Raw genomic sequence first — 24641 nt, 5'->3', positions numbered from 1 at the left:
CCGTCGTGGAAGGACCGATCATCGTGACTGACGAGAACAACACCCCCCAGCCCCCCGAGACCGACTTCGACCGGCGCGTGCCCGAGGCATCCGCCGACCCCGACGTCACGTTCGACTCGGTCGGCGAGGCGTTTGCCGCCCTCACCGACGGCCCCGACGCCGTCGACGAGACCGCCCCGCCGCAGTACGGCGTCGGCCCGTTCTCGGTCCGCGAGGTGGCGCTCGGCGGCATCTGGGTGATCGCCTTCATCGTCTCGTTCTTCCCGATCTACAACGTCGGCGGGTCGTCGGTGTGGACCGCGGGCATCGACTGGGTGCTCACGATCGGCGTGCCGACGGTGGCCGTCCTCCTGCTGCTGCTGCGCCGCCTGTCGCCGCAGGGCATCCGCCGGGTCGGCTCGCTCGGCATCGACCAGTTCGCCTCGGTCGCGTTCACGGTGTCGATGGTCGTCTGGCTCGGCATCCTCTGGGCCTCGTTCGTCTCGCTGGCCGGCCAGCGCCTGTTCCACGCGACGTGGGTCGTCTGGGTCGAGTTCATCGTCATGCTCGCGGGCGTGCTGCTGACCGTGTTCGCGCCCCTGTTCCCGACGATCGGCGAAGACTTCCGCCACCGCCCCGAGGTGCCCGCGCACCGCGTCGCGAGCCCCGCGCGCCCGATCGTGGCGCGCCCGCGCACCCCGCGCCCCCAGGCCGCGCCCGCCGCCACACCGCCCGCCGGTGCCCCCGAGAGCGATTTCACCGCCGCGGACACCGCCGCGCCGGTCGGGCTGGCGTCGGAGGACGCGTCGCCCGCCGGCGACACCACGCAGATCACGCCGCTCGACACGGTTGCCGCGGGCGTCGTCGAGGAGCCCGTCGCGGAGGTCGCGGAGACCACGTCCACTCCCGCCGCCTCGCAGGCGTTCTGGGCCCTCGCGCCGGTCGAGCGCAACGTCGTCGACGAGAACGGCACCACGATCTTCACGATCGGACCCACCGCGTGGGCGCTCGTGATCGAAGACCGCGGCGACCGTTTCGTCGTGCGTCACGAAGACGGCCGCATCGGCTACCTGACCGACGTCTCCGGCGTCACGCGCGGCTGACCGCGCGCGGCGTTCGGTTAGCCTTTACGGATGCTCCGCACGATCGACCTCCGCGGCCGCGACCTGTCCACCGCCGAGCTGCTCGCCGCCGTTCCGCGCGCCCAGGCGGCGCGTGCCCAGGCGTTGAGCGCGGCCGCCGACATCGTCGCGGACGTGCGGGAGCGCGGCGAAGACGCGCTGCGTGAGCAGGCCGAGCGTTTCGACCGGGTCACCGGTCACGACATCCGCGTGCCCGCCGCGCACCTCGACGAGGCGCTGGAGCGGCTCGATCCCACCGTGCGGGCCGCCCTCGAAGAGGCGATCCGCCGGGTGCGCGCCGCCTCGGCGGCCCAGGTGCCGGCGCCGGTGGTCACCGAGCTCGGCCCGGGCGCCGTCGTCGAGCAGCGCTGGCAGCCGGTGCGGCGTGCCGGCGTGTACGTCCCGGGCGGCAAGGCCGTGTATCCCTCGAGCGTCGTCATGAACGTCGTACCCGCGCAGGTCGCGGGCGTCGGCGAGGTCGCCCTCGCGTCGCCGCCGCAGGCGGAGTTCGACGGGCGGGTGCACCCCGACATCCTCGCCGCGGCGAAGCTCCTCGGCATCGACGAGGTCTACGCGCTCGGCGGGGCGGGAGCCGTCGCCGCCTACGCCTACGGCGTCGCTTCGATCGGCCTCGAACCGGTCGATGTGGTCACCGGTCCCGGCAACAACTTCGTCGCTGCCGCCAAGCGCGCCGTCGCCGGTGTCGTCGGCACGGACGCCGAGGCCGGCGCGACCGAGATCCTCATCGTCGCGGACGGTGGGGCGGATGCCTCGCTGATCGCCGTCGACCTCATCAGTCAGGCGGAGCACGACGAACAGGCATCTGCGGTTCTGGTCACCTGGTCGGAGGACCTGGCGCGCACCGTGCGTGCCGAAGTGGAGCGACGCGTCGACGCGACCCGCAACGGCGCCCGTGCCCGCGCGGCCCTGGAGGGTCCGCAGTCGGCCGTCGTGCTCGTCGACGACCGCGCCGCTGCCACCGCGTTCAGCAACGCGTACGCGCCCGAGCACCTCGAGCTGCACGTCGTCGACCCTCGCCCGGAGGATTTCGTCAACGCGGGCGCCGTCTTCGTCGGCGCGTGGTCGCCGGTGAGTCTCGGCGACTACCTCGCCGGCAGCAATCACGTTCTCCCCACCGGCGGTCAGGCGCGCTACGCGGCGGGGCTGTCGGCCTCGACGTTCCTCCGTCCCCAGCAGGTCATCGCCTACGACCGTGCGGCACTCGAGGCCGTCGGCGCGGAGATCGTCGCGCTGGCGGATGCCGAGGCGCTGCCCGCCCACGGCGAGGCCGTCACCGCACGGTTCGCCGCGAACGCCACCGGATCGGAGGACTGACCCGTGCACTGCCCGTTCTGCCGCCACGCCGACTCGCGCGTGATCGATTCGCGCACGAGCGACGACGGCCTGAGCATCCGCCGCCGTCGCCAGTGCCCCGAGTGCGGCGGCCGCTTCTCGACGATCGAGACGGCGAGCCTCAACGTCATCAAGCGCTCCGGCGTGATCGAGCCGTTCAGCCGCGAGAAGGTCATGTCGGGCGTCCGCAAGGCATGCCAGGGCCGGCCCGTGACCGACTCCGACCTGGCCGTGCTGGCGCAGGCCGTCGAGGAGGCGGTGCGCCAGACCGGGTCGTCGCAGATCGACACGAACGAGATCGGCCTCGCGATCCTCGGGCCGCTCCGCGAACTCGACGAGGTGGCCTACCTGCGGTTCGCGAGCGTGTATCAGGCGTTCGACTCGCTGGAGGACTTCGAGGCATCCATCGCGCAGCTGCGCGCCGACCACGCCGCGCGCGCCGAGGCGTAGGCGCCCGTCCGCGGTTCGCGGAATTCACGGCCCGCACATTTCCGGTGCCGCCGCGCGCGAGCCGTAGGCTGGTGCCAATGTATCCGTTCATCTTCCGCACGTTCTTCTCGCGCATGGACCCCGAGGCGGCGCACCACCTGGTGATCCCCGTCATCCGTGCGCTCGGCGTCTGGCCGTTCGCGCCGATCGTGCGCGCGCTGACCCGCCCCGATCCGCGCCTGCAGACGCGGGCGCTCGGGCTCGTCTTCGACTCGCCGTTCGGCGTGGCGGCGGGCTTCGACAAGAACGCCGTCATGAGCGAGGGTCTCTACGCCCTCGGTTTCGGGCACGTCGAGGTCGGCACCGTCACGGCGATCGCTCAGGACGGCAACCCGAAGCCGCGCCTGTTCCGGCTCATCGAGGACCGCGCGCTGATCAACCGGATGGGTTTCAACAACGCCGGAGCCGCCGCGGCCGCCCGGCGCCTCGAGCGCTCGCGTCGCCGTCCCCGCCGCGCGGTGCTCGGCGCCAACATCGGAAAGAGCCGCGTCGTCGACGTCGACGCGGCGACCGCCGATTACGTGCGGAGCACGCGCGAGCTCGCGCCGGTCGCCGACTATCTCGTGGTGAACGTGTCGTCCCCGAACACACCCGGTCTTCGCGGCCTGCAGGCGGTCGAGACCCTGCGGCCCCTGCTCGAGGCGGTGCGGGATGCCGCGGGCACCACGCCGCTCCTCGTCAAGATCGCCCCCGACCTCCCCGACGACGAGATCGAGGCGATCACCCGGCTCGGGGTCGAGCTGCGGCTGGCCGGTCTCGTCGCGACGAACACGACGATCGCCCGCGAGCCGCTCACGACCGACCCCGAGGTCGTCGCCGCGATGGGCCCGGGCGGCCTGTCCGGTGCCCCGCTGCGGCAGCGCTCGCTCGCCGTGCTGCGGATCGTGCGCGCCGCGGTTCCCGAGGAGGCGGAGGAGTTCTGCATCATCTCGGCCGGGGGAGTGGAGACCGCCGCCGACGTGCGGGGGCGCCTCGCCGCGGGCGCCGACCTCGTGCAGGGCTACACCGCCTTCATCTACCGCGGCCCGTTGTGGGCTCGGCAGATCAACCGGGGTCTCGCCGCCGCACTCTGACCGCGCGCGGCGGCGCGGCATCCTCCCTTGGCTAGCGCGGCGCGGCGCGGTGGATGCCACGGCCCTGCGCAACTGCGGGGATCTGCGCTCCTGCGGACACTCAGCGCGCAGGGGTCCGCAGATGCGCAGAACTCCGCGTGAACGGGGCGCGGCGCGCGCCTCAGACCGGGTAGCCGCCGCGCTTGACCTGCGGCTTGGGGAGACGCATGAAGCGCATCTGGATGGTGCGCATCGCGGCGTACCAGCCGAGGCCCTTCTCGATGCGGTCGCCGAACTTCTCGCGTGCGAGCTTCTTGACCCGGTGGCTCGTGATGATCATGTCGCCGACGACGGCCAGGATGAACACCCACAGCGCCACGAACGAGTAGTAGACGATCGCCTGGTTCTGCACGAGGCTCACCAGGATCACGATCAGCATCAGCGGCATGAGCAGCTCGCCCGGGTGCCAACCCGCGTCGACGAAGTCGCGCGCGAACTTGCGCTGCGGACCCTTGTCGCGCGCCGGGAGGTACCGCTCGTCGCCCTGCGCCATGCCGATGCGGGCCTTCTCGCGCTGCGTGGCGAGGTCGGCCTTCGCGCGAGCGCGCGCCTCCTTCGTGTCGGCCACGAGGGGGCGCTTGCGTGCCGCCTCCTGCTCGGCGCGCGAGGGCGTCGGGCGGTTCTTGCCCGGCCCGGCGGGCACCTCGGGGGCGGTGTCGGGTGAAACGGGGTTCTTGGCCACGGCGGGGGTCCTCAAAGATCTGGACGACTGGTGCGCGAAACGCGCCCCTTTAAGATTACCCGCATGAGTTCCCCCGCGCCCCGGTCCGCCTCCTCCGCCCCCGAAACCTCCCGCCGCGACGCCGTCCGTTCCGCCGCCGAGGCGATCGTTCCGGCGGCGCTCGGCGATCTCGGCCGGCTCGTGCGCATCCCCTCGATCGCGTTCCCCGGCTTCGACCGCGCCGAGGTCGCACGCAGCGCCGCGGCGGTCAAGGAGCTCGCCGAGGGGCTCGGCATCTTCGACCGCGTCGAGGTGAAGACCGCGGTGATCCCCGAGACGGGAGCCGAGGGGATGCCTGCGGTGCTGGCATCCCGCGCCGCCAAGAACGGCAAGCCCACGATCCTCCTCTACGCGCACCACGACGTGCAGCCCGTCGGCGACGAGGCCCTCTGGGAGAGTGCGCCGTTCGAGCCGACCGTCCGCGACGGACGCCTGTACGGCCGCGGCGCGGCCGACGACAAGGCGGGGGTCATGGCGCACATCGGCGCGCTGCGCGCGCTCGTCGAGGCGCTCGGTGACGACTTCGACCTCGGTGTCAACCTCTTCATCGAGGGGGAGGAGGAGGCGGGATCCGCCTCGTTCGCGGCGTTCCTCCGCGAGAACGCCGACGCCCTCCGCGCCGATGTGATCGTCGTCGCCGACTCCGGCAACTGGGACGCCGACACCCCTGCGCTCACCGTGTCGCTCCGCGGCAACGCGCGCTTCACCCTGACCGTGAAGACGCTCGAGCACGCGTCGCACTCCGGCATGTTCGGAGGAGCGGTGCCCGACGCGATGCTCGCGACCGTCAAGATGCTCTCGACGCTGTGGGACGAGGACGGCGCCGTCGCGGTGGAGGGGCTCCGCGAGCGGGATGCCGCGACGCCGGACTACTCCGAGGAGACCCTCCGCAGCGAGGCGGGCCTGCCCGCCGGCGTCAGCCCGATCGGGCGCGGCACGATCCTCAGCCGCATCTGGAACAAGCCCACCGTCACCGTGACCGGCATCGACTACCCCTCCGTGCGGAACGCCTCCAACACGCTGACCCCCGAGCTCTCGCTCGTGATCAGCGCGCGCGTCGCACCGGGGCAGGACGCACGCGAGGCCTACGAGGCGATCGAGGCGCACCTGCGCGCGCACGCGCCGTTCGGCGCCGAACTGACCTTCAGCGACGTCGACTGCGGAAACCCCTTCCTCGTCGACACGAGCGGCGCGGCGGTCGCCGAGGCGCGCGCCGCGCTCGAGACCGGCTACGGAACCTCCCCGGTCGACATCGGGGTGGGCGGGTCGATCCCGTTCATCGCCGATCTCGTGAGCGAGTTCCCGGCCGCGCAGATCCTCGTCACGGGCGTCGAAGACCCGCACGCGCGGGCGCACAGCCCGAACGAGTCGCTGCACCTCGACACGTTCCGCCGGGCGCTCGTCTCGGAGGCGCTCCTGCTCGAGAGCCTCGACTCCGGAGCCGACGGCGGCGAGGCCGCGTAGAATGGTGGCATCCCGCCGGCTGAACCCGGCACGAGATCCCGGGAGAGTGCTATGACCGACACCGCCATCACGAACGCGACCACCGCCGAGAAGGCGCACGGAGTCGGCCTCACCGACGCCGCGGCCGCCAAAGTCAAGAGCCTGCTCGACCAGGAGGGTCGCGACGACCTGCGCCTGCGGGTGGCCGTGCAGCCCGGTGGATGCTCGGGCCTGATCTACCAGCTCTACTTCGACGAGCGCTACCTCGACGGCGACCAGGCCGTCGACTTCGATGGCGTCGAGGTCATCGTCGACGACATGTCGGTGCCCTACCTCGACGGCGCGACGATCGACTTCAAGGACACCATCTCGGAGCAGGGCTTCACGATCGACAACCCGAACGCGGCCGGCAGCTGCGCCTGCGGCGACAGCTTCCACTGAGGCGCCCACCCCCACCGATCAGACCCCGATCACCCACCGATCGCACCCCCTGCAGACGAGCCGAGCCGCCCCGTCGGCGACCCGTCCGTCCGTGCGCGCCCGCGCGCCGCGAACAGGCCGGATCAGCCCGCGAAACCCCCTCCGCACGCAGGGGACATCCTGGGCGCATGGCCTGAATCGCGTGGGAGGTTGCCCTAGACTGATCGGTGTTCGACCTTCATGACCCCGAAAGGTGCACCGTGCGCGTCACTCGCCGCCTCCGCCTCGCCGCCATCCCGCTCGGGATCGTCACGGCGGTCGCCCTCGCGGGCTGCACGACGACTCAGCTGAACGGGTTCCTGCCCGGCTTCACCGACGACGGCACCCAGGCCACCAACCACACCGAGATGGTGTCGGGTCTGTGGGTCAACTCGTGGATCGTCCTGCTCGCCGTCGGCGTGATCACCTGGGCCCTGATGGGCTGGGCGGCCATCGCCTACCGTCGCCGCAAGGGCCAGACCGGCCTTCCCGTGCAGCTGCGCTACAACATGCCGATCGAGATCTTCTACACGGTCGTGCCCCTCATCCTCGTGCTGGGCTTCTTCGCCTTCACGGCACGCGACCAGACGACGCTCGAGACCCAGTACGACGAGCCCGACGCCTGCATCACCGCGATCGGCAAGCAGTGGGCGTGGGACTTCCAGTACGCCCAGCAGGACTGCGACGACGCGTCCGACGCCGTCTGGACGATGGGCGTGCAGGCGCAGACGGACGCCAAGGGCGACATCACCAGCGAGCTGCCCACGCTCTACCTGCCGGTCGACAAGAAGGTGAAGATCAAGCTCACCTCGCGTGACGTGATCCACTCCTTCTGGATCATCGACTTCCTGTACAAGAAGGACATGTACATCGGCAAGGACAACTACTGGTCGTTCACGCCGACGCGCGTCGGCGAGTACGACGGCAAGTGCGCCGAGCTGTGCGGCCAGTACCACTCGATGATGCTCTTCAAGGTGAAGGTCGTCGAGCAGGCCGAGTACGACGCGTACCTCGACGGCCTGCGCGACGCCGGCCAGACGGGCGACATCAACGAGGCCTACAACCGCCTGCAGAACCTGCCGGGCACGGGCGCTTCCGAATCCGAGGGAGAACACTGATGGCGACGACGTCGCTCCCGCTCCAGGGCGAGGCTCCGCACCGCCCCACCACCCTGCCGCCGCGCCAGGCAGCTCTGCTGACCTCTTCGCGCGTCGAGCAGAAGGGCAACATCCTCGTCCGCTGGATCACCTCCACCGACCACAAGACGATCGGGTACATGTACCTGATCGCGTCGGTGCTGTTCTTCCTGCTCGGCGGCGTCATGGCGCTCATCATCCGCGCCGAGCTGTTCGAGCCCGGCATGCAGATCGTGCCGACCAAGGAGCAGTACAACCAGCTGTTCACGATGCACGGCACGATCATGCTGCTGATGTTCGCGACGCCGCTGTTCGCGGGCTTCGCCAACGCGATCCTGCCCCTGCAGATCGGCGCGCCCGACGTGGCGTTCCCGCGTCTGAACGCCTTCGCGCTCTGGCTGTTCATCTTCGGCTCGCTGATCGCGGTCGCCGGCTTCCTCACCCCACAGGGTGCGGCCTCGTTCGGTTGGTTCGCCTATCAGCCGCTCGCCGGCGCCACCTTCTCACCCGGTGCGGGTGGAAACCTGTGGATGCTCGGCCTCGGCATGAGCGGTTTCGGCACCATCCTCGGCGCCGTGAACTTCATCACGACCATCATCACGATGCGCGCGCCCGGCATGACCATGTGGCGCATGCCGATCTTCTCGTGGAACACGCTCGTCACGAGCATCCTGATCCTGATGGCCTTCCCGGTGCTCGCCGCGGCGATCCTCGCCGCCGCCGCCGACCGCGTGCTCGGTGCGCACATCTACGACCCGGCCAACGGCGGTGTGCTCCTGTGGCAGCACCTGTTCTGGTTCTTCGGCCACCCCGAGGTCTACATCATCGCGCTGCCGTTCTTCGGCATCGTCTCGGAGATCTTCCCGGTCTTCAGCCGTAAGCCGATCTTCGGCTACAAGACGCTCGTCTACGCGACGATCGCGATCGCGGCGCTGTCGGTGTCGGTGTGGGCGCACCACATGTACGTCACCGGCTCCGTGCTGCTGCCGTTCTTCTCGCTCATGACGATGCTCATCGCGGTGCCGACGGGTGTGAAGATCTTCAACTGGATCGGCACGATGTGGCGTGGATCGATCACGTTCGAGACCCCGATGGTGTTCAGCCTCGGCTTCCTCGTCTCGTTCGTCTTCGGTGGCCTCACCGGCGTCATCCTCGCCTCGCCGCCGCTCGACTTCGCCCTGTCCGACTCGTACTTCGTCGTCGCGCACTTCCACTACGTCGTTTTCGGCACGGTCGTGTTCGCGATGTTCGCCGGCTTCTACTTCTGGTGGCCGAAGTGGACGGGTCGGATGCTCAACGAGCGTCTCGGCATGGTGCACTTCTGGATGCTGTTCATCGGCTTCCACGTGACGTTCCTCATCCAGCACTGGCTGGGCGTGGAGGGCATGGTGCGCCGCTACGCGGACTACTCGGCGGCCGACGGCTTCACCTGGCAGAACCAGGTGTCCACGATCGGTGCGATGCTGCTCGGCGCCTCGATGATCCCGTTCTTCCTGAACGTCTGGATCACGGCGCGCAAGGCCCCGAAGGTCACCGTCAACGACCCGTGGGGCTACGGCGGATCGCTCGAGTGGGCGACCAGCTGCCCGCCGCCGCGCCACAACTTCACCTCGATCCCGCGCATCCGCAGCGAGCGTCCTGCGTTCGACCTGAACCACCCCGAGGCCGCCGTGCCGGTGGGCGTCGGTCCCGCGAAGGACGCGCCCGATGCGCCCGTGGTCGATGCGGCCGATGGAGAGGTGAAGTAAGTGAAGACCAACGTCAATCTCTGGTGGATCCTCACGGGCTTCTTCCTGCTGGTGACGGCCGTTTACACGGGCTGGAACATCATCGAGCACTCCAGCAAGCCGTGGTACAACGCCATCGAGTGGGTCGGCACGATCGCCCTGCTCTTCTCGGCCGCGATGTCCGTCATGATCGGCTTCTACGTCAACCGCGTGCACCGCGCGCAGGGCGGCGAACTGCCCGAGGACACGTTGACGGCGGACATCGACGACGGTGACCCCGAGATCGGCGAGTTCAGCCCGTGGTCGTGGTGGCCGCTCGTGCTCGCGTTCTCGGCCGCGCTCGGCATGATCGGCCTGGCCGTCGGCAACTTCCTGCTGCCGATCGCTGGGGCCGTCTTCCTCGTCGCGATCGTCGGCTGGGTGTACGAGTACTACCGCGGATACTTCGCGCGCTGAGCTGAGCTCTCCTCCCTGCGATGGCCCTCTGTCTGTCGGCCGGTGTCCACAGCGACATCGGCGGATACCGTGACGTCAACCAGGACGCGGCGTTCGTCGCGCCCTGGGGCGCCGGAGTGGCCGACGGCGTCGGGGGAGGGCCCGCCGGCGATCTCGCCTCGGCGGCGCTCGTGCACCGCCTCGTGGCGGGCGGTGACCGGGTGATGGATGCCCCGGCGCTGGCCGTGCGCATCCGCGAAGCGAACTGGGATCTCGGCGCGCACGTGCGGCGCGACCCCGCCCTGGCGGGCATGGCGACGACCTTCACCGCCGTGTGGTTCAGCCAGCGGGGCACGCTGCTGCTCGCGCACACGGGCGATTCCCGTGCCTACCTCCTGCACGGCGGTGAGCTGATGCGCCAGACGCGCGACGACTCCTTCGTGCAGACGCTCGTCGAGCAGGGCCTGGTGCGGGCAGAGGATGCCATGACCCACCCGCGTCGCAACATCATCACCGCATCGCTGCGCGGAGACGCGACCGACCTCGTGCGCGTCGCCGAGCGGGTGCCGGTCAGGGGCGACCGGTGGATGATCTGCAGCGACGGCGTGAGCGACTACCTGCCCGACGATGCCATCGCCGACGTGCTGCGCGGCGCCGGCGACCCGCAGGCGGCGGCAGACGAGACCGTGCGCCTCGCCCTCGACGCGGGATCGCGCGACAACGTCACCGCCGCGGTCGCCGACGTGGTCGACGGCGCGGCGGATGCTCGCCCGGTGCGCTTCGCCGGCGCGGCCGCGGCACGGTTCTCCGAAGAGCTCGACGCCGCCGTCTGAGGACGCCGGGCCGGACCGGCGGGCTCGCGCTATCGCGCGCCGGTCGTCGCTCCCGCGAGGCCGCTAGCCCCTCTCGGACCTCTCGGGCCGCACGTACATCACCAGCGGGTCGAACACGCGGGGGAGGGGACCGTCTTCACCCTCGACCGGCAGCCCCTCCCGAGCCCAATACTCGTAGCCGCCGATCATCTCGCGCACCGAGAACCCCCGCTTCGCGAACTCCACGGCGCCCTTGGCGCCGGCGTTGAATCCCGGGCTCCAGCAGTACACGACGACGGGGACGGCCGGGTCGAACTCCGCCGCCCGGGCGGCGATGTCGCGATACGGCACGTGGACGGCGCCCACGGCGTGCCCCTGCGCCCAGGCATCCGCGCTCCGGACATCCACCAGCACGAACGCGTCACCGGCCTGCTGGGCGGCGTACACGTCGGAGGCGTCGGTCTCGTGGGTGAGCTTGGCGGAGAAGTAGGCGAGGGCGTCGGTCATGCCTCTCACGCTAGGGCAACCAGAAAGCGGCGAGGAGGACCGTGGCGGTCACTCCTCGCCGCTTGTCTGCCAGATGAGCGGTCAGTCCTTCTTCGGCTCGTCGTCCGGGATGATGATGTTCGACGGACGGTTGGCCGTCTCCGGGTTGTGACCGTCGTCGATCGGGTGGTGCGGGGCATCCGGAACACCGGCGCGCTCGTGCATGCCCTGGAGCTCGAGGTTCTCCTCCTCGTCGATGTGCGCGAGCTCGTGGTGCGAGTGCGCCTCGGCGGCGTCGACGTCGGCCTGCGTGACGGGGACCAGCCGGTCTTCGAAGAACCAGCGCGACAGCGAGGCGCGGAAGTTCTCGTGCCACGGAATGCGGCCCTGGTCGTTCGGGCGCACCACGAGCGGCGCGTTGGTCTCGTAGTCGACCAGCTTGACCCGCTCGTACGCGTCGACGGGCTGGTGCACCTCGATGTACTCGCCACCGGGGAGGCGCACGATGCGGCCCGACTCGTAGCCGTGCAGCGCGATCTCGCGGTCCTTCTTCTGCAGCGCGAGGGCGATGCGCTTGGCGATGAAGTACCCGAGGATCGGGCCGACGATCAGCAGCGCCTGCAGCGTGTGGATGACGCCTTCCATCGTGAGGCGGAAGTGGGTCGCGATGATGTCGGACGAGGCGGCCGCCCACAGCACGGCGTAGAAGATCACGCCGGCGACACCGATCGCGGTGCGCGTCGGGGCGTTGCGGGGACGCTGGGCGATGTGGTGCTCGCGCTTGTCGCCGGTGACCCACGCCTCGATGAACGGGTAGATGAGCACCAGGACGATGAAGATCCCGATGATGCCGAGCGGCAGCAGGATGTTGAACGACCAGGTGCGGTCCCACAGCACGAACTCCAGGTGCGGCGGCACGAGACGAAGGGCACCGTCGGCGAAGCCGATGTACCAGTCGGGCTGCGTGCCGGCAGACACCGGGGAGGGGTCGTAGGGACCGTAGTTCCAGATCGGGTTGATCGTGAACAGCGAGGCGATCAGCACGATCACGCCGAAGGTGAGGAAGAAGAATCCACCCATCTTCGTCATGTACACCGGCATCATCGGGTAGCCTACGACGTTGCTGTTCGTGCGGCCGGGGCCGGCGAACTGCGTGTGCTTGTTGATGACCATCAGCATGAGGTGCGCCACGAGCAGCGCGACGAGGATCGCCGGCAGCAGCAGAATGTGCAGCGTGTACAGGCGACCCACGATCTGCGTGCCGGGGAACTCGCCGCCGAACAGCAGGAACGAGGTCCACGTGCCGATCAGCGGGATGCCCTTGATCATGCCGTCGATGATGCGGAGGCCGTTGCCCGAGAGCAGGTCGTCGGGAAGCGAGTAGCCGGTGAAGCCCTCGGCCATCGCGAGGATGAACAGGATGAAGCCGATCACCCAGTTGAGCTCGCGGGGCTTGCGGAAGGCGCCGGTGAAGAAGACGCGCAGCATGTGCACGCCGATACCGGCGACGAACACGAGCGCGGCCCAGTGGTGGATCTGACGCACGAGCAGACCACCGCGGATGTCGAACGACAGGCGCAGGGTGGAATCCAGCGCTGCCGACATCTCGACGCCGCGGAGGGGCAGGAAGGCGCCCGCGTAGTGCGTTTCGACCATGGATGCCTGAAAGAAGAACGTCAGGAACGTGCCGGACAGCAGCACGGCCACGAAGCTCCACAGGGCGATCTCGCCGAGCATGAACGACCAGTGGTCGGGGAAGATCTTGCGTCCGAGCTCCTTGACGAGGCCGGAGAGGCTCGTCCGCTCGTCGATGTAGTTCGCGGCGCCCGCGACGAACCGTCCGCCGAGCGGCTTCTCGCTCTGCGGATCGGTGCCGGGGCGTGCGGTGCTCGACGGGGACTCAGTGACGGTCGCGGTGCTCAATGACGCTCCCAGAAGCTCGGGCCGACGGGCTCGGTGAAGTCGCTCTGCGCGACGAGGTAGCCCTCGTCGTCGACGGTGATCGGCAGCTGCGGCAGCGGACGGGCGGCCGGGCCGAAGATGACCGCCGCGGAGCGCGACACGTCGAACTGCGACTGGTGACAGGGGCACAGCAGGTGGTGGGTCTGCTGCTCGTACAGGGCCACGGGGCATCCGACGTGCGTGCACACCTTGGAGTAGGCGACGATGCCGTCGTATGACCACTCCAGCTTGTTGTGCTCGGCGGGCAGCTGCTCGGGGAGCAGACGCATGAGGAGCACGATCGCCTTCGCCTTCTCCTCGAGGTAGCCGTCTTGGTGGCTGAGCGACGCAAGCGACTCGGGGATGACGTGCACGGCCGAGCCGAGCGTCAGGTCGGCGGCGCGGATGGGCCTGCCGGACGGGTCGTGCGCGAGGCGCTCGCCCTTCTTCCACATCGTGTGGCTGAGCAGCGCCACCGGGTCTCCGGCGATCGGGTTCTCGGGGCTCGACTCGGGGGCGAGGCCGCGGAAGAGGGTGATTCCCGGGAGGATCGAAGCGACCAGCGCCGCGATGAGCGACCCGCGGATGGCGGTGCGGCGTCCGAAGCCGGACTCCTCGTTCGCCTCGCGGAACGCCTCGACGGCGCCTTCGCGGGTCGTATCGCGGCCGCGCGTCGCGTGGCGCGGCTCGACGAACTCCTTGTCGCTCATGACGGCCTTCGACCAGTGGATCGCACCGATGCCGAGGGCCAGCAGCGCGAGCGCGATGCCGAGACCGATGAAGAGGTTGTTGTGGCGGATGTCGACCATCCGGCCGCTCTCGATCGGGAAGAGCATGTAGGCGGCGATCGCCCAGATGCTCCCCGCGAGGGAGAGGTAGAAGAGGGTGTACACCGTGCGGACGGCGCGCTTCATGGCGGCCGGATCCTTGTCGGTGATGCGCTCCCGATGCGGCGGCAGACCGGGGTTCTGCACGGGGTCGGGAACCGCGACGGCGAGCCCGGGGGAGGGTTGCCATGAAGCCCTCTCGTGCTCGAGCACGTCTTCCTCGTGTGCCATGGTGCGTCCGTTCCGTACGTCAGTGATCGATCAGTTCGACTTCGCCGTGATCCACACGGTGATGCCGATGAGTGTTCCGATGCCGAAGATCCAGATGAACAGACCCTCGGAGACCGGGCCGAGCGAGCCGAGCGACCAGCCACCGGGAGACTCGTTCTCCCGCAGGTAGAGCAGTGCGGAGATGATGTCGCGCTTCTCGTCGGGCGTCAGCGTCATGTCGTTGAAGACCGGCATGTTCTGCGGGCCCGTCACCATCGCGGCGTACATGTGCAGGGGGCTCGTCGACGTCAGGGCGGGGGCGTACTTGCCCTCCGTCAGGGCGCCACCGGCTGCGGCGACGTTGTGGCACATCGCGCAGTTGATGCGGAAGAGCTCGGCGCCGTTGGCGACGTCACCCTTACCGTCGATGACCTCGGGATCCGGGTACGTCGGACCGGGGGAAACAGACTGCACCCAGGCGGCGATCGCCTTGATCTGGTCTTCCGTGAACTGCGCAGGCTTCTGCGGAGCCTGGGGCCCCTGCATCTGCAGGGGCATGCGGCCGGTCGACATCTGGAACTCGACCGCGAGCTCGCCCACGCCGTACAGCGACGGGCCGTCGGCGGTGCCTTCGAGGTTCAGCCCGTGACAGGTCGCACAGTTGGCCTGGAAGAGCTTCTTGCCGTCCTCGACGGTGAGCGCGGTGGATGCCGAGGTGGGCTCGGTCGCCGCCATCGCCGCGGAGGCGCCGGCGTAGATGCCGCCCGTGACGAGCAGGCCGATGCCGATCAGCGCGGCCGCGGCCCACTTGCTGCGACGGCCGGTCTTCTGGCGTGGGGTCTTCGAAGGCATGGAAGGAGTCAGCTCCGCTCTCACTTGACGACGTAGATGACGAAGAACAGGACGATCCAGACGACGTCGACGAAGTGCCAGTAGTACGACACGACGATCGCGGACGTCATCTCCTTGCGCCCGAAGTTCTTCACGGCGAAGGCGCGGCCGATCACGAGGAGGAAGGCGATGAGACCGCCCGTCACGTGCAGCGCGTGGAAACCGGTGGTGAGGTAGAACGCCGACGCGTAGGAGTTCGCGGTGATCGGCAGGCCCTCGGCGACGAGCGTCGCGTACTCCAACACCTGGCCGGAGACGAAGACGGCGCCCATGACGAAGGAGAGGAAGAACCACTCGACCATGCCCCACTTGCGGAACTGCCAGAACGAACCGGTGCGGTAGGGCTGGAAGCGCTCGGCGGCGAAGACGCCGGCCTGAGCGGTGAACGACGACAGCACCAGGATCAGCGTGTTGACCGCGGCGAACGGCACGTTGAGGTCCTGCGTGCTCTCGGCCCACAGGTCGGGGGAGACGTTGCGCAGGGTGAAGTAGATCGCGAAGAGGCCGGCGAAGAACATGACCTCGCTACCCAGCCACACGATGGTGCCCACAGCGACCGGATCCGGTCGCTTGACGGAGCGCAAGGCCTGGGAATAGGTCGCTGGAGTGGTCGTCACGCTCCCCATTATGGCGGATGCGGCGCCCAGTTTTCGCATCCCTGAAGGTCTCCGTGCGGATCACCGGACTTTCGGGGGCATCGGAATGCGCTCGGAGCGCGCCGCGAGTGTGCTGGCAGTCTGCCGATAGGATCGACGGTCATGGCGGAGCTCTTCTCGTGGCCGGAAATCCTCACCACGATCCTCGATCGGCGTGACCTCAGCGTGTCGGAGGCCACCTGGGCGATGCGGCAGGTGATGTCGGGGCGCGCGACCCCCTCGCAGCTCGGCGGATTCCTGCTGGCGCTGCGCGCCAAGGGCGAGACGGTCGACGAGATCGTCGGCTTCCGCGACGCCATCCTCGAGGCGGCGTTGCCGCTCCCCGTGCCGGCCGAGGTGCTCGACATCGTCGGCACCGGGGGAGACCGATTCGGCACCGTCAACGTGTCGACGATGTCGGCGATCGTGGCGGCGGCCACGGGCATCCCTGTTGTCAAGCACGGCAACCGCGCGGCCAGTTCGGCCTCCGGATCGTCCGACGTGCTCGGCGCCCTCGGCATCGATCTGACCCTCTCGCCCGAGCGCGTCTCCGCGGTGCTCGGCGAGGTCGGCATCACCTTCGCCTTCGCCTCGGCCTTCCACCCCGGATTCCGTCACGCCGGACCCACCCGGTCGGAGCTCGGCGTGCCGACGGTGTTCAACTTCCTCGGGCCGCTCTGCAACCCCGCGCGCGCCGAGGCGAACGCGGTCGGCGTGGCGAACCTCGACCGCGTGCCGCTCATCACCGGGGTGTTCCAGACGCGCGGCGCGACCGCGCTCGTCTTCCGCGGCGACGACGGGCTCGACGAGCTCACCACCACGGGGCACAGCCGGCTGTGGGAGATCAGCCGCGGCGACGTGCACGAGCACGACATCGACCCGCGGGACATCGGCATCCCCCTCGCCGATATCGACGACCTCCTCGGCGCCGACGCGCTCCACAATGCGGAGGTCGTGCGCCGGGTGCTCGGCGGGGAGCAGGGGCCGGTGCGCGACATCGTCCTGCTGAACGCGGCGGCCGGCATCGTGTCGTACGAGCTGTTCCGCGACGCGGCGCAGGTGCAGCGGCCGATCCTCGAGCGTCTCGCACAGGCGCGCGACCGCGCGGCGACGGCCATCGACGACGGCGCGGCCGACGGTGTGCTGGCGCTCTGGGTCGCCGCCACGCAGCGTGACGCGGCCGACGGCGAGGACTGACCGCACCGACCTCGGCCGGGTTTGTCCGGTCGCCTCTCTGCTGCCCTCCGCGGTGTGCCGGATACCGTGAACTCAACATCCCGGCATCCCCAGAGAGGAACGCCCCCATGTCCGAAGAAGTGGTCGTCACGGCCGACACCATCGAGCCCCCGCAGAAGAAGGTCGGCATCGTCAAGGTCGCCGGCGTCCTCGGCATCCTGGGCGGCATCGCACTCATCGTCGTGGGCATCGTCGTCTGGGTGATGGTCTCGACGCAGCTGCGCGCCGAGAACATCACGGTGCCCGACGACGCGATGGCCTTCCAGGGGCAGACCGTCGCCGGTCCCTTCACGGCGTACGTGCAGGCCGACATCATCCAGCGCCACGCCCTCAAGATCTCGGGCGGCAAGACGTACGCCGAGCTCGCGCAGGACGACCCGGTACGCACCACGATGATGAACGCGTCGTTCCTGCGGACCTCGCTGTTCACCTCGGTCGTCTCGTTCGGCGTCGCCGCCTTCGCGATCGGCGTCGGCATCCTGTCGATCCTGTTCGGCTGGGCGCTGAACCGCCTGGCATCCGTCCCGGTCATCGTCCGTCGTTCGACGGTCACCCGGGCCTGAGGCCTCACCCTTCGTTCGATGGGCCTGCGCGCGAGCGCGGGCCCATCGTGCTTTCGGAAGACACCATGAAACCCGTCGACGCGCTCCTCGAGATCGCCGCGTTGCTCGAGCGCGAGCGTGCGTCGCGCTATCGGTCGAAGGCGTTCCGCACCGCGGCGGCGGCGATCGCCGAGCTGAGTCGCGAGCAGCTCGCCGACACCGCGGCGCTGCGGCGGCGCGAGGGGGTCGGCGACTCGTCGCTCGCGGTGATCGGCCAGGCGCTCGCGGGCGAGGTGCCGGACTACCTCGCGCGGCTGCGCGAGCGGTATGCGCCGGCCCGCTCGGCGCTCCGCGGACTCCTGCGCGGTGACCTGCACTGCCACTCCGACTGGTCGGACGGCACCACCTCGATCGCCGAGATGGCCGCGGCGGCGCGGGCGCTCGGTCACGAGTACCTCGCGCTGACGGACCATTCGCCGCGGTTGCGGGTCGCGAACGGGCTCAGTGCCGAGCGCCTGCGCGAGCAGCTGGAGGTCGTGGCCGAGCTGAACGCCGCTGGCGGGGACGGCGCGGCCGGGTTCACACTGCTGAGTGGCATCGAGGTCGACATCCTCGACGACGGTGCGCTCGACCAGGACGACGCGTTGCTCGGCGACCTCGACGTGGTGGTCGCGTCGGCGCATTCGAAGCTGCGGATGGATGCCGTGCCGATGACGCGGCGACTGGTGGCCGCGGCATCCCATCCTCGGGTCGACGTGCTCGGTCACGTCACCGGGCGCCTCATCGCGGGCGAGCGGGGGACGAGGCCGCCGTCGACGTTCGACGCCCGGGCGGTGTTCGACGCGTGCGCCGCGCACGGTGTCGCTGTCGAGATCAACGCACGCCCGGAGCGCGAGGACCCGCCGGGCGAGCTGATCGCCGTCGCACTCGAGGCAGGATGCCTCTTCTCGATCGACTCCGACGCGCACGCCCCGGGGCAGCTCGGGCTGCTCGATGAGGGCGCCGCCCGCGCCGAGCGCGCGGGCGTTCCGGCCGAGCGGATCGTGACCACCTGGCCGTTCGACCGGCTGCGCGCGTGGACGGCGCGGGCGCGCTGAGTCGGCGCGGGTTGCGGGGAACGCGGCCGCTCGGCGTGATCCGCGTTCGCGGGTTCGCGGTCAGTGCTGGGCGCTGATGGCCGCCACGGCCCGGTCGAGGGAGGAACCGAGGTTCCATTCGGCGCCGAGGCTTGCGACCGTGGCGGCGTCGGGGGTGCGCAGCTGAGTGTCGACGACGGGCAGGTCGAGTGTGCGGACCACCTCGACCACGGTGGGGGCGACGGCGAGGTAGTCGGCAGCGGCGAGCAGCTTCGCCCGCACGCCGGCGGTCATCCCGGTGCCGGTCTCGGCGGCAGCCAGGATGCCGGTGAGGTCGCCGTGCGCGGCGAGGAGGGTCGCGGCGGTCTTCTCGCCGACGCCGGCGACGCCGGGCAGCCCGTCGGAGGCGTCGCCGCGCAGCACCGCATAGTCGGCGTACTGCGCGGGCAGCACACGATACTTCTCGACGACGGCGGCTTCGTCGAGCACCTCGAGGTTGCTCATGCCGCGGCCGGTGTAGATGACGCGGATGCCGTGGGCGTCGTCGACCAGCTGGAAGAGGTCGCGGTCACCGGTGACGATGTCGACGGGCATCGCCGACTGCGCGGCGAAGCTCGCGATGACGTCGTCGGCCTCGTGCGCCGGAACTCCGACGACGGGGATGCCGAGGGCATCGAGTGCGGCGCGGATGACGGGGATCTGGGCCTCGAGGGGGTCAGGCACCTCTTCCACATCGCGGGTGGTCTCGACGAGTTCGGCGACGCGGTGCGCCTTGTAGCTGGGGATGAGGTCGACGCGCCACTGCGGGCGCCAGTCGTCGTCCCAGCAGGCGACGAGGTGGGTCGGCTCGTACGTCATCACGAGCTTCGCGATCATGTCGAGCAGTCCGCGCGCGGCGTTGACGGGACGGCCGTCGGCCGCCTTCACGGTGTCGGGCACGCCGTAGAACGCGCGGAAGTAGAGGCTGGCGGTGTCGAGCAGCATGAGGCGGTCGGTCACGCGATCATCCTGACACGCGGCCGCTGCGCGTGGCGGGTCAGCAGCCGATGCCGCTGGGGTTTTCGAGGCAGGTCTTGTCGACGAGGGCGGTGCGCACCTCGAAGATCTGGACGTCGCCGGCGGTGGTGGGGATCTCGAGGGTGCCGGGGACGGTGATCCATCCACCGCCGAAGTTCACGTCGGCGGCGTAGCGGACGGCGGCGGAGGCGGTGTAGGTGCCGCGGGTGGAATACGCGTGGCTGGTCGATGTCGCGCTGAACTGGGCGAGTCCGAGCGTCGCCCAGGATTGGCCGCCGTCGTCGGATTCGCGGCTCGTGCCGTCGCCGTGCACGAAGAGGACGGATGTCGGGGTGAACCGGACGGTCACCGGCAGGTCGAACAGCGTGCCGGTGACTTCGTGCGTGGTGGCGTCGACGACGAAGTTCATCGGCATGCCCACCACGCCGACGCCGTCGGGTTCGTCGATCAGGGGAGCGGATGCCGGGGCGAACCGGGCCACGTCGCTCAGCGTCGGCTGGGGGATCGCCGGCGGCGGGTCGGGCTGCACCGTGCAGGAAGCCGGATCGGTAGGACGGCAATCATCGACGGGCGGCGTGGCTGGTGCCGGGGGAGTCGTGTCGGGCGAGGGAGTGTCGTCGGTGTCGTCGTCATCTGGTGTGGGCCGTGAGCGACCGTCGTTGGAGTCGCCCGTCAGAGTCCCGCTCACCTCGACTGACGAGCCGTCAGTCGAGGTGCCCTTGCAGTACTCCGTGACGTAGTCGCAGGGAGGAGCCGCTTTCACGACTGTCGTAACCGGAGCCGCAACCGCCAAGGACAGCGCGGCTAGCCCGTAGATGACTAGGTTCCGCACGATGACTGGTCGCTTCCCTCAATCGACGTTATTAGGAAGTGTTCTGATGACGCTTGTAGCGTGATCTGGAGGTTCTGCTCATCCGGACGATCCGCAGAGACCAGAGAAGTACCGTCTGCTCGCTGCAGATCCAGCGTCGAGACATCTAGGCATACGTCGACTACGGCCATTTGTTGAGTCGGATCCCATGATGAGGGCTGGACTGCGACTACGTCGGACGAGCCGACGAGTACGTACGATTCGGCGTTGTACTCCGAGTAGCGCTTTCTGTCGAAGGCGTTCTGATCAGCAGCTGTTAACGCGAACACGTCCTCGAATGTCTCGGGGTCCGACAGGACCACTCTGTTGGAAGCGTCAAAGTACTCGTGAACGGTGGCCTCCGCGGCGGCGAAGGCGTCTTCTTCGGAGGCGAAGCCGGTGGGTGTGGGGCTGGGTGCCGGGTCGGGTGTGCACGCCGTGGTGAGCGCCAGCGCGAGTGCGGTGGCCGCTCCCGCGAGAATCGTGCGTCGCATGCGGTGTGCCATGGTGCTAACGCTAGCCAATGGCATCCGCCTTCCGTCCGGTTATCCACAGACGCGTACGCTCGAAAGCATGTCTTTCGGAACAGCTGCCGAGCGCCGGTCGCGTCCGGCGCCGGACGACCCCTGCCCGTGCGGCGGAGGGACGTTCGGCACCTGCTGCGGTCGGGTCCTCGCGGGGAGGCCGGCGCCGACAGCCGAACAGCTCATGCGCTCGCGCTACACCGCCTTCGCGGTGGGCGACGCGGCGCACCTGCGCGCGACGTGGCATCCGTCCACCGCGCCGGAGAGCCTCACTCTCGACCCCGCGATGCGATGGGACGGCCTCGAGATCATCGACGCGACGACCGCCGCCGACGACCGCCGCGCCACGGTCGAGTTCCGCGCGCGGTGGCACGACGCACCCAGCGGTCAGCGCGGGGTGCTGCACGAGGTGAGCAGGTTCCGCCGCGCGGCGGGGCGCTGGTATTACCTCGACGGCGAGGTCTCCTGACGCGTCGCGGCGTGAGAGTAGCGTGTGGTCATGCCCACGCGACCTGACCGCGCGGCGGCGGCAGCCGCCGACGTCGAGCCTGCGTCGATGCTCACGGTGTTGATCGCCCTCGGCGCGAACCTGCTGATCGCGATCGCCAAGACGATCGCCGCGGCCCTCACCGGAGCGGCGTCGATGGTCGCCGAGGCGGCGCACTCGTGGGCCGACACCGGCAACGAGATCTTCCTCTACGTCGCCGCGCGACGGAGCGTCAAGCCGGCCGACGCGAGCCATCCCGTCGGCTACGGCCGCGAGGCCTACGTGTGGTCGCTGTTCGCGGCGTTCGGCCTCTTCGTCGTCGGCGCCGGCGTCTCGATCATGCACGGCGTGCAGGAGCTGTTCGATCCCGAGCCCGCCGACCGGTTCGGCATCTCGTATGCGGTGCTCGCTATCGCCTTCGTGCTCGAGGGCACCTCGTTCCTGCAGGCGTGGCGTCAGTCGCGTCGCGAGGCATCCGCGTCGCACCGCGACGTGCTCGACCACGTCATGAGCACGTCCGACCCGACGCTGCGCGCGGTGTTCTTCGAGGATGCCGCGGCGCTGATCGGTCTCGTCATCGCCTTCGTCGGCATCCTGCTGCACCAGATCACGGGGTCGGCGGTGCCCGACGCGGTCGGGTCGATCCTCGTCGGTCTGCTGCTCGCCGTCGTCGCCTACGTGCTGATCCGGCAGAACCGCCGCTTCCTCATCGGCGTGGCTGTCGAGCCCGACGTGCGCGCCGCCGCGCTGCAGCGGCTGCTCGCCCACCCGGCGATCGCGCAGATCACCTACCTGCACATCGAGTACGTCGGCCCCGGGCGGGTGTTCGTCGTGGCCGCCGTCGACCTCGCCGGCGACACCGCGGAGCACGAAGTCGCGGCGACCCTCAACGAGATCGAGGACGAGGTCGCCACGAGCCCGCGGGTGGCCTGGGTCGTGCTCACTCTTTCGCGGCCCGACGCCCCGGCCCTGGATCCGCAGAACCCGGCCGACTCGCTGCACGGCTGACGCGCTCACATCATCCACTGCAGCACCATCACCACCGCGGCGATCACCGGCAGCTGGCAGACGATCGAGGCGATCGACAGCCACATCGCGATGTTCTCGCCGCGGCGGGCGCACAGGGCGGCGAGCACGACGGCGAAGCCGACGAGCAGCACGAGGGGGAGGATCGCGCCGAGCGCGAGCAGCCCCATCAGCAGTGCGAAGTCGCCCTGCGCGGCGGAGCTGAACCACAGCACGACGAAGAGGAGCCCCATGCCGCCCGAGAGGACGAGCGTCATGACGGACAGCACCATCGGCCACTGCGGGCGGCGCGGTGCGGATGAGGCGGCGGGAGCGGTGCGCGGAGTTGTCGTTGTCATGGGCCGAGCCTGACGCGTCGGCCAGGCCGGGAATGCCCGCCGGCACCGATCTGTGGACCGATCCGCAGATCGGCCGATTGGGGAGGAGGCGACGGCATCCGGACGGGGCGGAGCCGGTTCTGATAGCATGAAGTGTCACGCCTGTGGCCATTCGGCATGCGTGCGTGACATCGCAAGAGAATCCAACCGCTGCAGTCCCTGGCATCCGTTCGCCCCTGTGCGTTCGGACGGGGCTCGGCCCGACAACACAACCACCCAAGGACAACCCACTACATGACTACCGCAACGACCGCCCCGGCCACCAAGCAGGTCGCCATCAACGACATCGGATCTGCTGAGGACTTCCTGGCCGCGGTCGAGAAGACGCTCAAGTTCTTCAACGACGGAGACCTCATCGAAGGCACCGTCGTCAAGATCGACCGCGACGAGGTCCTCCTCGACGTCGGTTACAAGACCGAGGGCGTCATCCCCTCGCGCGAGCTTTCGATCAAGCACGACGTCGACCCCAACGAGGTCGTCAAGGTCGGCGACGAGGTCGAGGCCCTGGTCCTTCAGAAGGAGGACAAGGAAGGTCGCCTGATCCTCTCCAAGAAGCGTGCGCAGTACGAGCGCGCGTGGGTCGACGTAGAGCGCATCAAGGAGAACGACGGCGTCGTCACCGGTCAGGTCATCGAGGTCGTCAAGGGTGGCCTCATCGTCGACATCGGCCTGCGCGGCTTCCTCCCCGCCTCGCTCATCGAGCTGCGTCGCGTCCGCGACCTCACGCCGTACCTCGGCCAGGAGATCGAGGCCAAGATCCTCGAGCTCGACAAGAACCGCAACAACGTCGTGCTCTCGCGCCGCGCCCTGCTCGAGCAGACGCAGTCCGAGTCGCGCACCACGTTCCTCAACAACCTGCACAAGGGCCAGGTCCGCAAGGGCGTCGTCTCGTCGATCGTCAACTTCGGTGCGTTCGTCGACCTCGGCGGCGTGGACGGCCTCGTGCACGTCTCCGAGCTCAGCTGGAAGCACATCGAGCACGCCTCCGAGGTCGTCGAGGTGGGCCAGGAGGTCACCGTCGAGATCCTCGAGGTCGACCTCGACCGCGAGCGCGTCTCGCTGTCGCTGAAGGCGACGCAGGAGGACCCGTGGCAGGTCTTCGCCCGCACGCACGCGATCGGTCAGGTCGCACCGGGCAAGGTCACCAAGCTCGTCCCGTTCGGCGCGTTCGTGCGCGTCGCGGACGGCATCGAGGGCCTCGTGCACATCTCGGAGCTCTCCGGCAAGCACGTCGAGCTCGCCGAGCAGGTCGTCTCGGTCGGCGAAGAGGTCTTCGTCAAGATCATCGACATCGACCTCGAGCGTCGCCGCATCTCGCTGTCGCTCAAGCAGGCCAACGAGTCGGTCGACCCCAACGGCACCGAGTTCGACCCGGCGCTGTACGGCATGACGACCGAGTACGACGAGAACGGCGAGTACAAGTACCCTGAGGGCTTCGACGCCGAGTCGGGTGCCTGGCTCGAGGGCTTCGACGCTCAGCGCGAGAAGTGGGAGCAGGAGTACGCCGCTGCCCAGGCTCGCTGGGAGGCGCACAAGGTCGCCGTCGCCAAGGCCCTCGAGGCCGAGGCGAACGCGCCGACTGAGACCACCTCGGCGTCGTCGTCGTTCACCTCCGACCTCGGCGGTGGCGGCACCCTCGCCGACGACGAGGCGCTCGCGGCTCTGCGCGAGAAGCTCTCGGGTCGCTGATCCGCAGCATCCTTCCGACAGGGGTCGTGGCCTTCGGGCC

Annotated in this window: 26 protein-coding genes; 16 read left to right on the top strand and 10 right to left on the bottom strand. The window is 69.6% G+C overall.

Annotation, left to right across the window (positions count from 1 at the left end):
* Window positions 1-23: 23 nt before the first annotated feature.
* From LOK55_RS07975 to LOK55_RS07960, 4 genes are all read left to right on the top strand, one after another.
* Complete coding sequence (locus tag LOK55_RS07975) at window positions 24-1082, top strand: hypothetical protein (RefSeq protein ID WP_229934947.1); 1059 nt, start codon at window positions 24-26, stop codon at window positions 1080-1082.
* A 30-nt stretch (window positions 1083-1112) separates the two neighbouring features.
* Entirely contained in the window at window positions 1113-2435 is a 1323-nt protein-coding gene (gene hisD, locus LOK55_RS07970) for a histidinol dehydrogenase (RefSeq protein ID WP_229934946.1), read from the top strand.
* Between the two features lie 3 nt (window positions 2436-2438).
* Window positions 2439-2903, top strand: coding sequence for a transcriptional regulator NrdR (gene nrdR, locus LOK55_RS07965; protein WP_141378689.1), 465 nt, complete (start codon window positions 2439-2441; stop codon window positions 2901-2903).
* Window positions 2904-2980: 77 nt separating this feature from the next.
* Window positions 2981-4015, top strand: coding sequence for a quinone-dependent dihydroorotate dehydrogenase (locus tag LOK55_RS07960; RefSeq protein WP_229934945.1), 1035 nt, complete (start codon window positions 2981-2983; stop codon window positions 4013-4015).
* A gap of 160 nt (window positions 4016-4175) precedes the next feature.
* Here LOK55_RS07960 and LOK55_RS07955 read toward each other — a convergent pair whose 3' ends face one another.
* On the bottom strand, window positions 4176-4736 hold the full coding sequence (locus tag LOK55_RS07955; protein WP_229934944.1) for a DUF3043 domain-containing protein: 561 nt from the start codon (window positions 4734-4736) through the stop codon (window positions 4176-4178).
* A 63-nt stretch (window positions 4737-4799) separates the two neighbouring features.
* On the opposite strand from LOK55_RS07955, the gene LOK55_RS07950 reads away from it, so the two are divergent.
* From LOK55_RS07950 to LOK55_RS07925, 6 genes are all read left to right on the top strand, one after another.
* The gene (locus LOK55_RS07950) at window positions 4800-6239 is read left to right on the top strand and encodes a dipeptidase (RefSeq protein ID WP_229934943.1); all 1440 of its coding nucleotides are present in this window, start codon (window positions 4800-4802) and stop codon (window positions 6237-6239) included.
* 51 nt (window positions 6240-6290) lie between these two features.
* Window positions 6291-6659, top strand: coding sequence for an iron-sulfur cluster insertion protein ErpA (gene erpA, locus LOK55_RS07945; RefSeq protein WP_141378695.1), 369 nt, complete (start codon window positions 6291-6293; stop codon window positions 6657-6659).
* A 239-nt stretch (window positions 6660-6898) separates the two neighbouring features.
* Window positions 6899-7795 carry a cytochrome c oxidase subunit II gene (coxB, locus tag LOK55_RS07940; RefSeq protein ID WP_229934942.1) on the top strand — a complete coding sequence of 299 codons (897 nt, stop codon included), beginning with the start codon at window positions 6899-6901 and terminating at the stop codon, window positions 7793-7795.
* Complete coding sequence (ctaD, locus tag LOK55_RS07935; RefSeq protein ID WP_229934941.1) at window positions 7795-9561, top strand: cytochrome c oxidase subunit I; 1767 nt, start codon at window positions 7795-7797, stop codon at window positions 9559-9561. Before coxB ends, ctaD begins: the two co-directional genes overlap by 1 nt.
* The gene (locus LOK55_RS07930) at window positions 9562-9996 is read left to right on the top strand and encodes a cytochrome c oxidase subunit 4 (protein ID WP_229934940.1); all 435 of its coding nucleotides are present in this window, start codon (window positions 9562-9564) and stop codon (window positions 9994-9996) included.
* 20 nt (window positions 9997-10016) lie between these two features.
* Window positions 10017-10808 carry a PP2C family serine/threonine-protein phosphatase gene (locus LOK55_RS07925; protein WP_229934939.1) on the top strand — a complete coding sequence of 264 codons (792 nt, stop codon included), beginning with the start codon at window positions 10017-10019 and terminating at the stop codon, window positions 10806-10808.
* Window positions 10809-10871: 63 nt separating this feature from the next.
* Here the strand turns inward: LOK55_RS07925 and LOK55_RS07920 are convergent, their stop codons facing one another.
* From LOK55_RS07920 to LOK55_RS07900, 5 genes are all read right to left on the bottom strand, one after another.
* Entirely contained in the window at window positions 10872-11294 is a 423-nt protein-coding gene (locus LOK55_RS07920) for a rhodanese-like domain-containing protein (RefSeq protein ID WP_229934938.1), read from the bottom strand.
* A gap of 81 nt (window positions 11295-11375) precedes the next feature.
* On the bottom strand, window positions 11376-13196 hold the full coding sequence (locus LOK55_RS07915) for a cytochrome bc complex cytochrome b subunit (protein ID WP_268252408.1): 1821 nt from the start codon (window positions 13194-13196) through the stop codon (window positions 11376-11378).
* The gene (locus LOK55_RS07910; protein WP_229934937.1) at window positions 13193-14272 is read right to left on the bottom strand and encodes a ubiquinol-cytochrome c reductase iron-sulfur subunit; all 1080 of its coding nucleotides are present in this window, start codon (window positions 14270-14272) and stop codon (window positions 13193-13195) included. Before LOK55_RS07910 ends, LOK55_RS07915 begins: the two co-directional genes overlap by 4 nt.
* Window positions 14273-14302: 30 nt before the next feature.
* On the bottom strand, window positions 14303-15103 hold the full coding sequence (locus LOK55_RS07905) for a c-type cytochrome (RefSeq protein WP_229934936.1): 801 nt from the start codon (window positions 15101-15103) through the stop codon (window positions 14303-14305).
* 20 nt (window positions 15104-15123) lie between these two features.
* The gene (locus LOK55_RS07900) at window positions 15124-15768 is read right to left on the bottom strand and encodes a heme-copper oxidase subunit III (protein WP_229934993.1); all 645 of its coding nucleotides are present in this window, start codon (window positions 15766-15768) and stop codon (window positions 15124-15126) included.
* 132 nt (window positions 15769-15900) lie between these two features.
* Between LOK55_RS07900 and trpD the strand changes: the two genes are divergently transcribed.
* From trpD to LOK55_RS07885, 3 genes are all read left to right on the top strand, one after another.
* Complete coding sequence (gene trpD, locus LOK55_RS07895; RefSeq protein WP_229934935.1) at window positions 15901-16974, top strand: anthranilate phosphoribosyltransferase; 1074 nt, start codon at window positions 15901-15903, stop codon at window positions 16972-16974.
* 107 nt (window positions 16975-17081) lie between these two features.
* Complete coding sequence (locus LOK55_RS07890) at window positions 17082-17576, top strand: aromatic ring-opening dioxygenase LigA (RefSeq protein ID WP_141378715.1); 495 nt, start codon at window positions 17082-17084, stop codon at window positions 17574-17576.
* Window positions 17577-17641: 65 nt separating this feature from the next.
* The gene (locus LOK55_RS07885) at window positions 17642-18652 is read left to right on the top strand and encodes a PHP domain-containing protein (protein WP_229934934.1); all 1011 of its coding nucleotides are present in this window, start codon (window positions 17642-17644) and stop codon (window positions 18650-18652) included.
* 60 nt (window positions 18653-18712) lie between these two features.
* Here the strand turns inward: LOK55_RS07885 and LOK55_RS07880 are convergent, their stop codons facing one another.
* From LOK55_RS07880 to LOK55_RS07870, 3 genes are all read right to left on the bottom strand, one after another.
* Window positions 18713-19630, bottom strand: coding sequence for a 5'-3' exonuclease (locus tag LOK55_RS07880; protein WP_229934933.1), 918 nt, complete (start codon window positions 19628-19630; stop codon window positions 18713-18715).
* 37 nt (window positions 19631-19667) lie between these two features.
* The gene (locus tag LOK55_RS07875) at window positions 19668-20336 is read right to left on the bottom strand and encodes a hypothetical protein (RefSeq protein ID WP_229934932.1); all 669 of its coding nucleotides are present in this window, start codon (window positions 20334-20336) and stop codon (window positions 19668-19670) included.
* A 131-nt stretch (window positions 20337-20467) separates the two neighbouring features.
* Complete coding sequence (locus tag LOK55_RS07870) at window positions 20468-21004, bottom strand: hypothetical protein (protein WP_229934931.1); 537 nt, start codon at window positions 21002-21004, stop codon at window positions 20468-20470.
* A gap of 202 nt (window positions 21005-21206) precedes the next feature.
* On the opposite strand from LOK55_RS07870, the gene LOK55_RS14410 reads away from it, so the two are divergent.
* Together LOK55_RS14410 and LOK55_RS07860 are read left to right on the top strand one after the other, a co-directional pair.
* The gene (locus LOK55_RS14410; RefSeq protein WP_374107634.1) at window positions 21207-21491 is read left to right on the top strand and encodes a YchJ family protein; all 285 of its coding nucleotides are present in this window, start codon (window positions 21207-21209) and stop codon (window positions 21489-21491) included.
* 30 nt (window positions 21492-21521) lie between these two features.
* The gene (locus tag LOK55_RS07860) at window positions 21522-22517 is read left to right on the top strand and encodes a cation diffusion facilitator family transporter (RefSeq protein ID WP_229661378.1); all 996 of its coding nucleotides are present in this window, start codon (window positions 21522-21524) and stop codon (window positions 22515-22517) included.
* Window positions 22518-22522: 5 nt separating this feature from the next.
* On the opposite strand, the gene LOK55_RS07855 is transcribed toward LOK55_RS07860, so the two are convergent.
* Entirely contained in the window at window positions 22523-22873 is a 351-nt protein-coding gene (locus LOK55_RS07855) for a hypothetical protein (RefSeq protein WP_141378726.1), read from the bottom strand.
* Between the two features lie 273 nt (window positions 22874-23146).
* Between LOK55_RS07855 and rpsA the strand changes: the two genes are divergently transcribed.
* Window positions 23147-24601 (top strand): 30S ribosomal protein S1, encoded by a 1455-nt coding sequence (rpsA, locus tag LOK55_RS07850; protein WP_196322877.1) that lies wholly within the window; start codon window positions 23147-23149, stop codon window positions 24599-24601.
* Window positions 24602-24641: the final 40 nt, after the last annotated feature.

This window comes from Microbacterium sp. F2E, from assembly GCF_020905435.1.
GTDB lineage: Bacteria > Actinomycetota > Actinomycetes > Actinomycetales > Microbacteriaceae > Microbacterium > Microbacterium lacticum.
The sequence above is the reverse complement of the archived record's forward strand: the minus strand, read 5'-3'. Positions and strand labels throughout refer to the sequence as shown.

Bases quoted from the DNA above. Each gene is read 5' to 3' on its own strand.
- hisD (WP_229934946.1), top strand. From the start codon at position 1,113: ATGCTCCGCACGATCGACCTCCGCGGCCGCGACCTGTCCACCGCCGAG.
- LOK55_RS07960 (WP_229934945.1), top strand. From the start codon at position 2,981: ATGTATCCGTTCATCTTCCGCACGTTCTTCTCGCGCATGGACCCCGAG.
- LOK55_RS07950 (WP_229934943.1), top strand. From the start codon at position 4,800: ATGAGTTCCCCCGCGCCCCGGTCCGCCTCCTCCGCCCCCGAAACCTCC.
- erpA (WP_141378695.1), top strand. From the start codon at position 6,291: ATGACCGACACCGCCATCACGAACGCGACCACCGCCGAGAAGGCGCAC.
- ctaD (WP_229934941.1), top strand. From the start codon at position 7,795: ATGGCGACGACGTCGCTCCCGCTCCAGGGCGAGGCTCCGCACCGCCCC.
- LOK55_RS07925 (WP_229934939.1), top strand. From the start codon at position 10,017: ATGGCCCTCTGTCTGTCGGCCGGTGTCCACAGCGACATCGGCGGATAC.
- LOK55_RS07920 (WP_229934938.1), bottom strand. From the start codon at position 11,294: ATGACCGACGCCCTCGCCTACTTCTCCGCCAAGCTCACCCACGAGACC.
- LOK55_RS07910 (WP_229934937.1), bottom strand. From the start codon at position 14,272: ATGGCACACGAGGAAGACGTGCTCGAGCACGAGAGGGCTTCATGGCAA.
- LOK55_RS07905 (WP_229934936.1), bottom strand. From the start codon at position 15,103: ATGCCTTCGAAGACCCCACGCCAGAAGACCGGCCGTCGCAGCAAGTGG.
- LOK55_RS07900 (WP_229934993.1), bottom strand. From the start codon at position 15,768: ATGGGGAGCGTGACGACCACTCCAGCGACCTATTCCCAGGCCTTGCGC.
- trpD (WP_229934935.1), top strand. From the start codon at position 15,901: ATGGCGGAGCTCTTCTCGTGGCCGGAAATCCTCACCACGATCCTCGAT.
- LOK55_RS07890 (WP_141378715.1), top strand. From the start codon at position 17,082: ATGTCCGAAGAAGTGGTCGTCACGGCCGACACCATCGAGCCCCCGCAG.
- LOK55_RS07885 (WP_229934934.1), top strand. From the start codon at position 17,642: ATGAAACCCGTCGACGCGCTCCTCGAGATCGCCGCGTTGCTCGAGCGC.
- LOK55_RS07870 (WP_229934931.1), bottom strand. From the start codon at position 21,004: ATGGCACACCGCATGCGACGCACGATTCTCGCGGGAGCGGCCACCGCA.
- LOK55_RS14410 (WP_374107634.1), top strand. From the start codon at position 21,207: ATGCGCTCGCGCTACACCGCCTTCGCGGTGGGCGACGCGGCGCACCTG.
- LOK55_RS07860 (WP_229661378.1), top strand. From the start codon at position 21,522: ATGCCCACGCGACCTGACCGCGCGGCGGCGGCAGCCGCCGACGTCGAG.
- LOK55_RS07855 (WP_141378726.1), bottom strand. From the start codon at position 22,873: ATGACAACGACAACTCCGCGCACCGCTCCCGCCGCCTCATCCGCACCG.
- rpsA (WP_196322877.1), top strand. From the start codon at position 23,147: ATGACTACCGCAACGACCGCCCCGGCCACCAAGCAGGTCGCCATCAAC.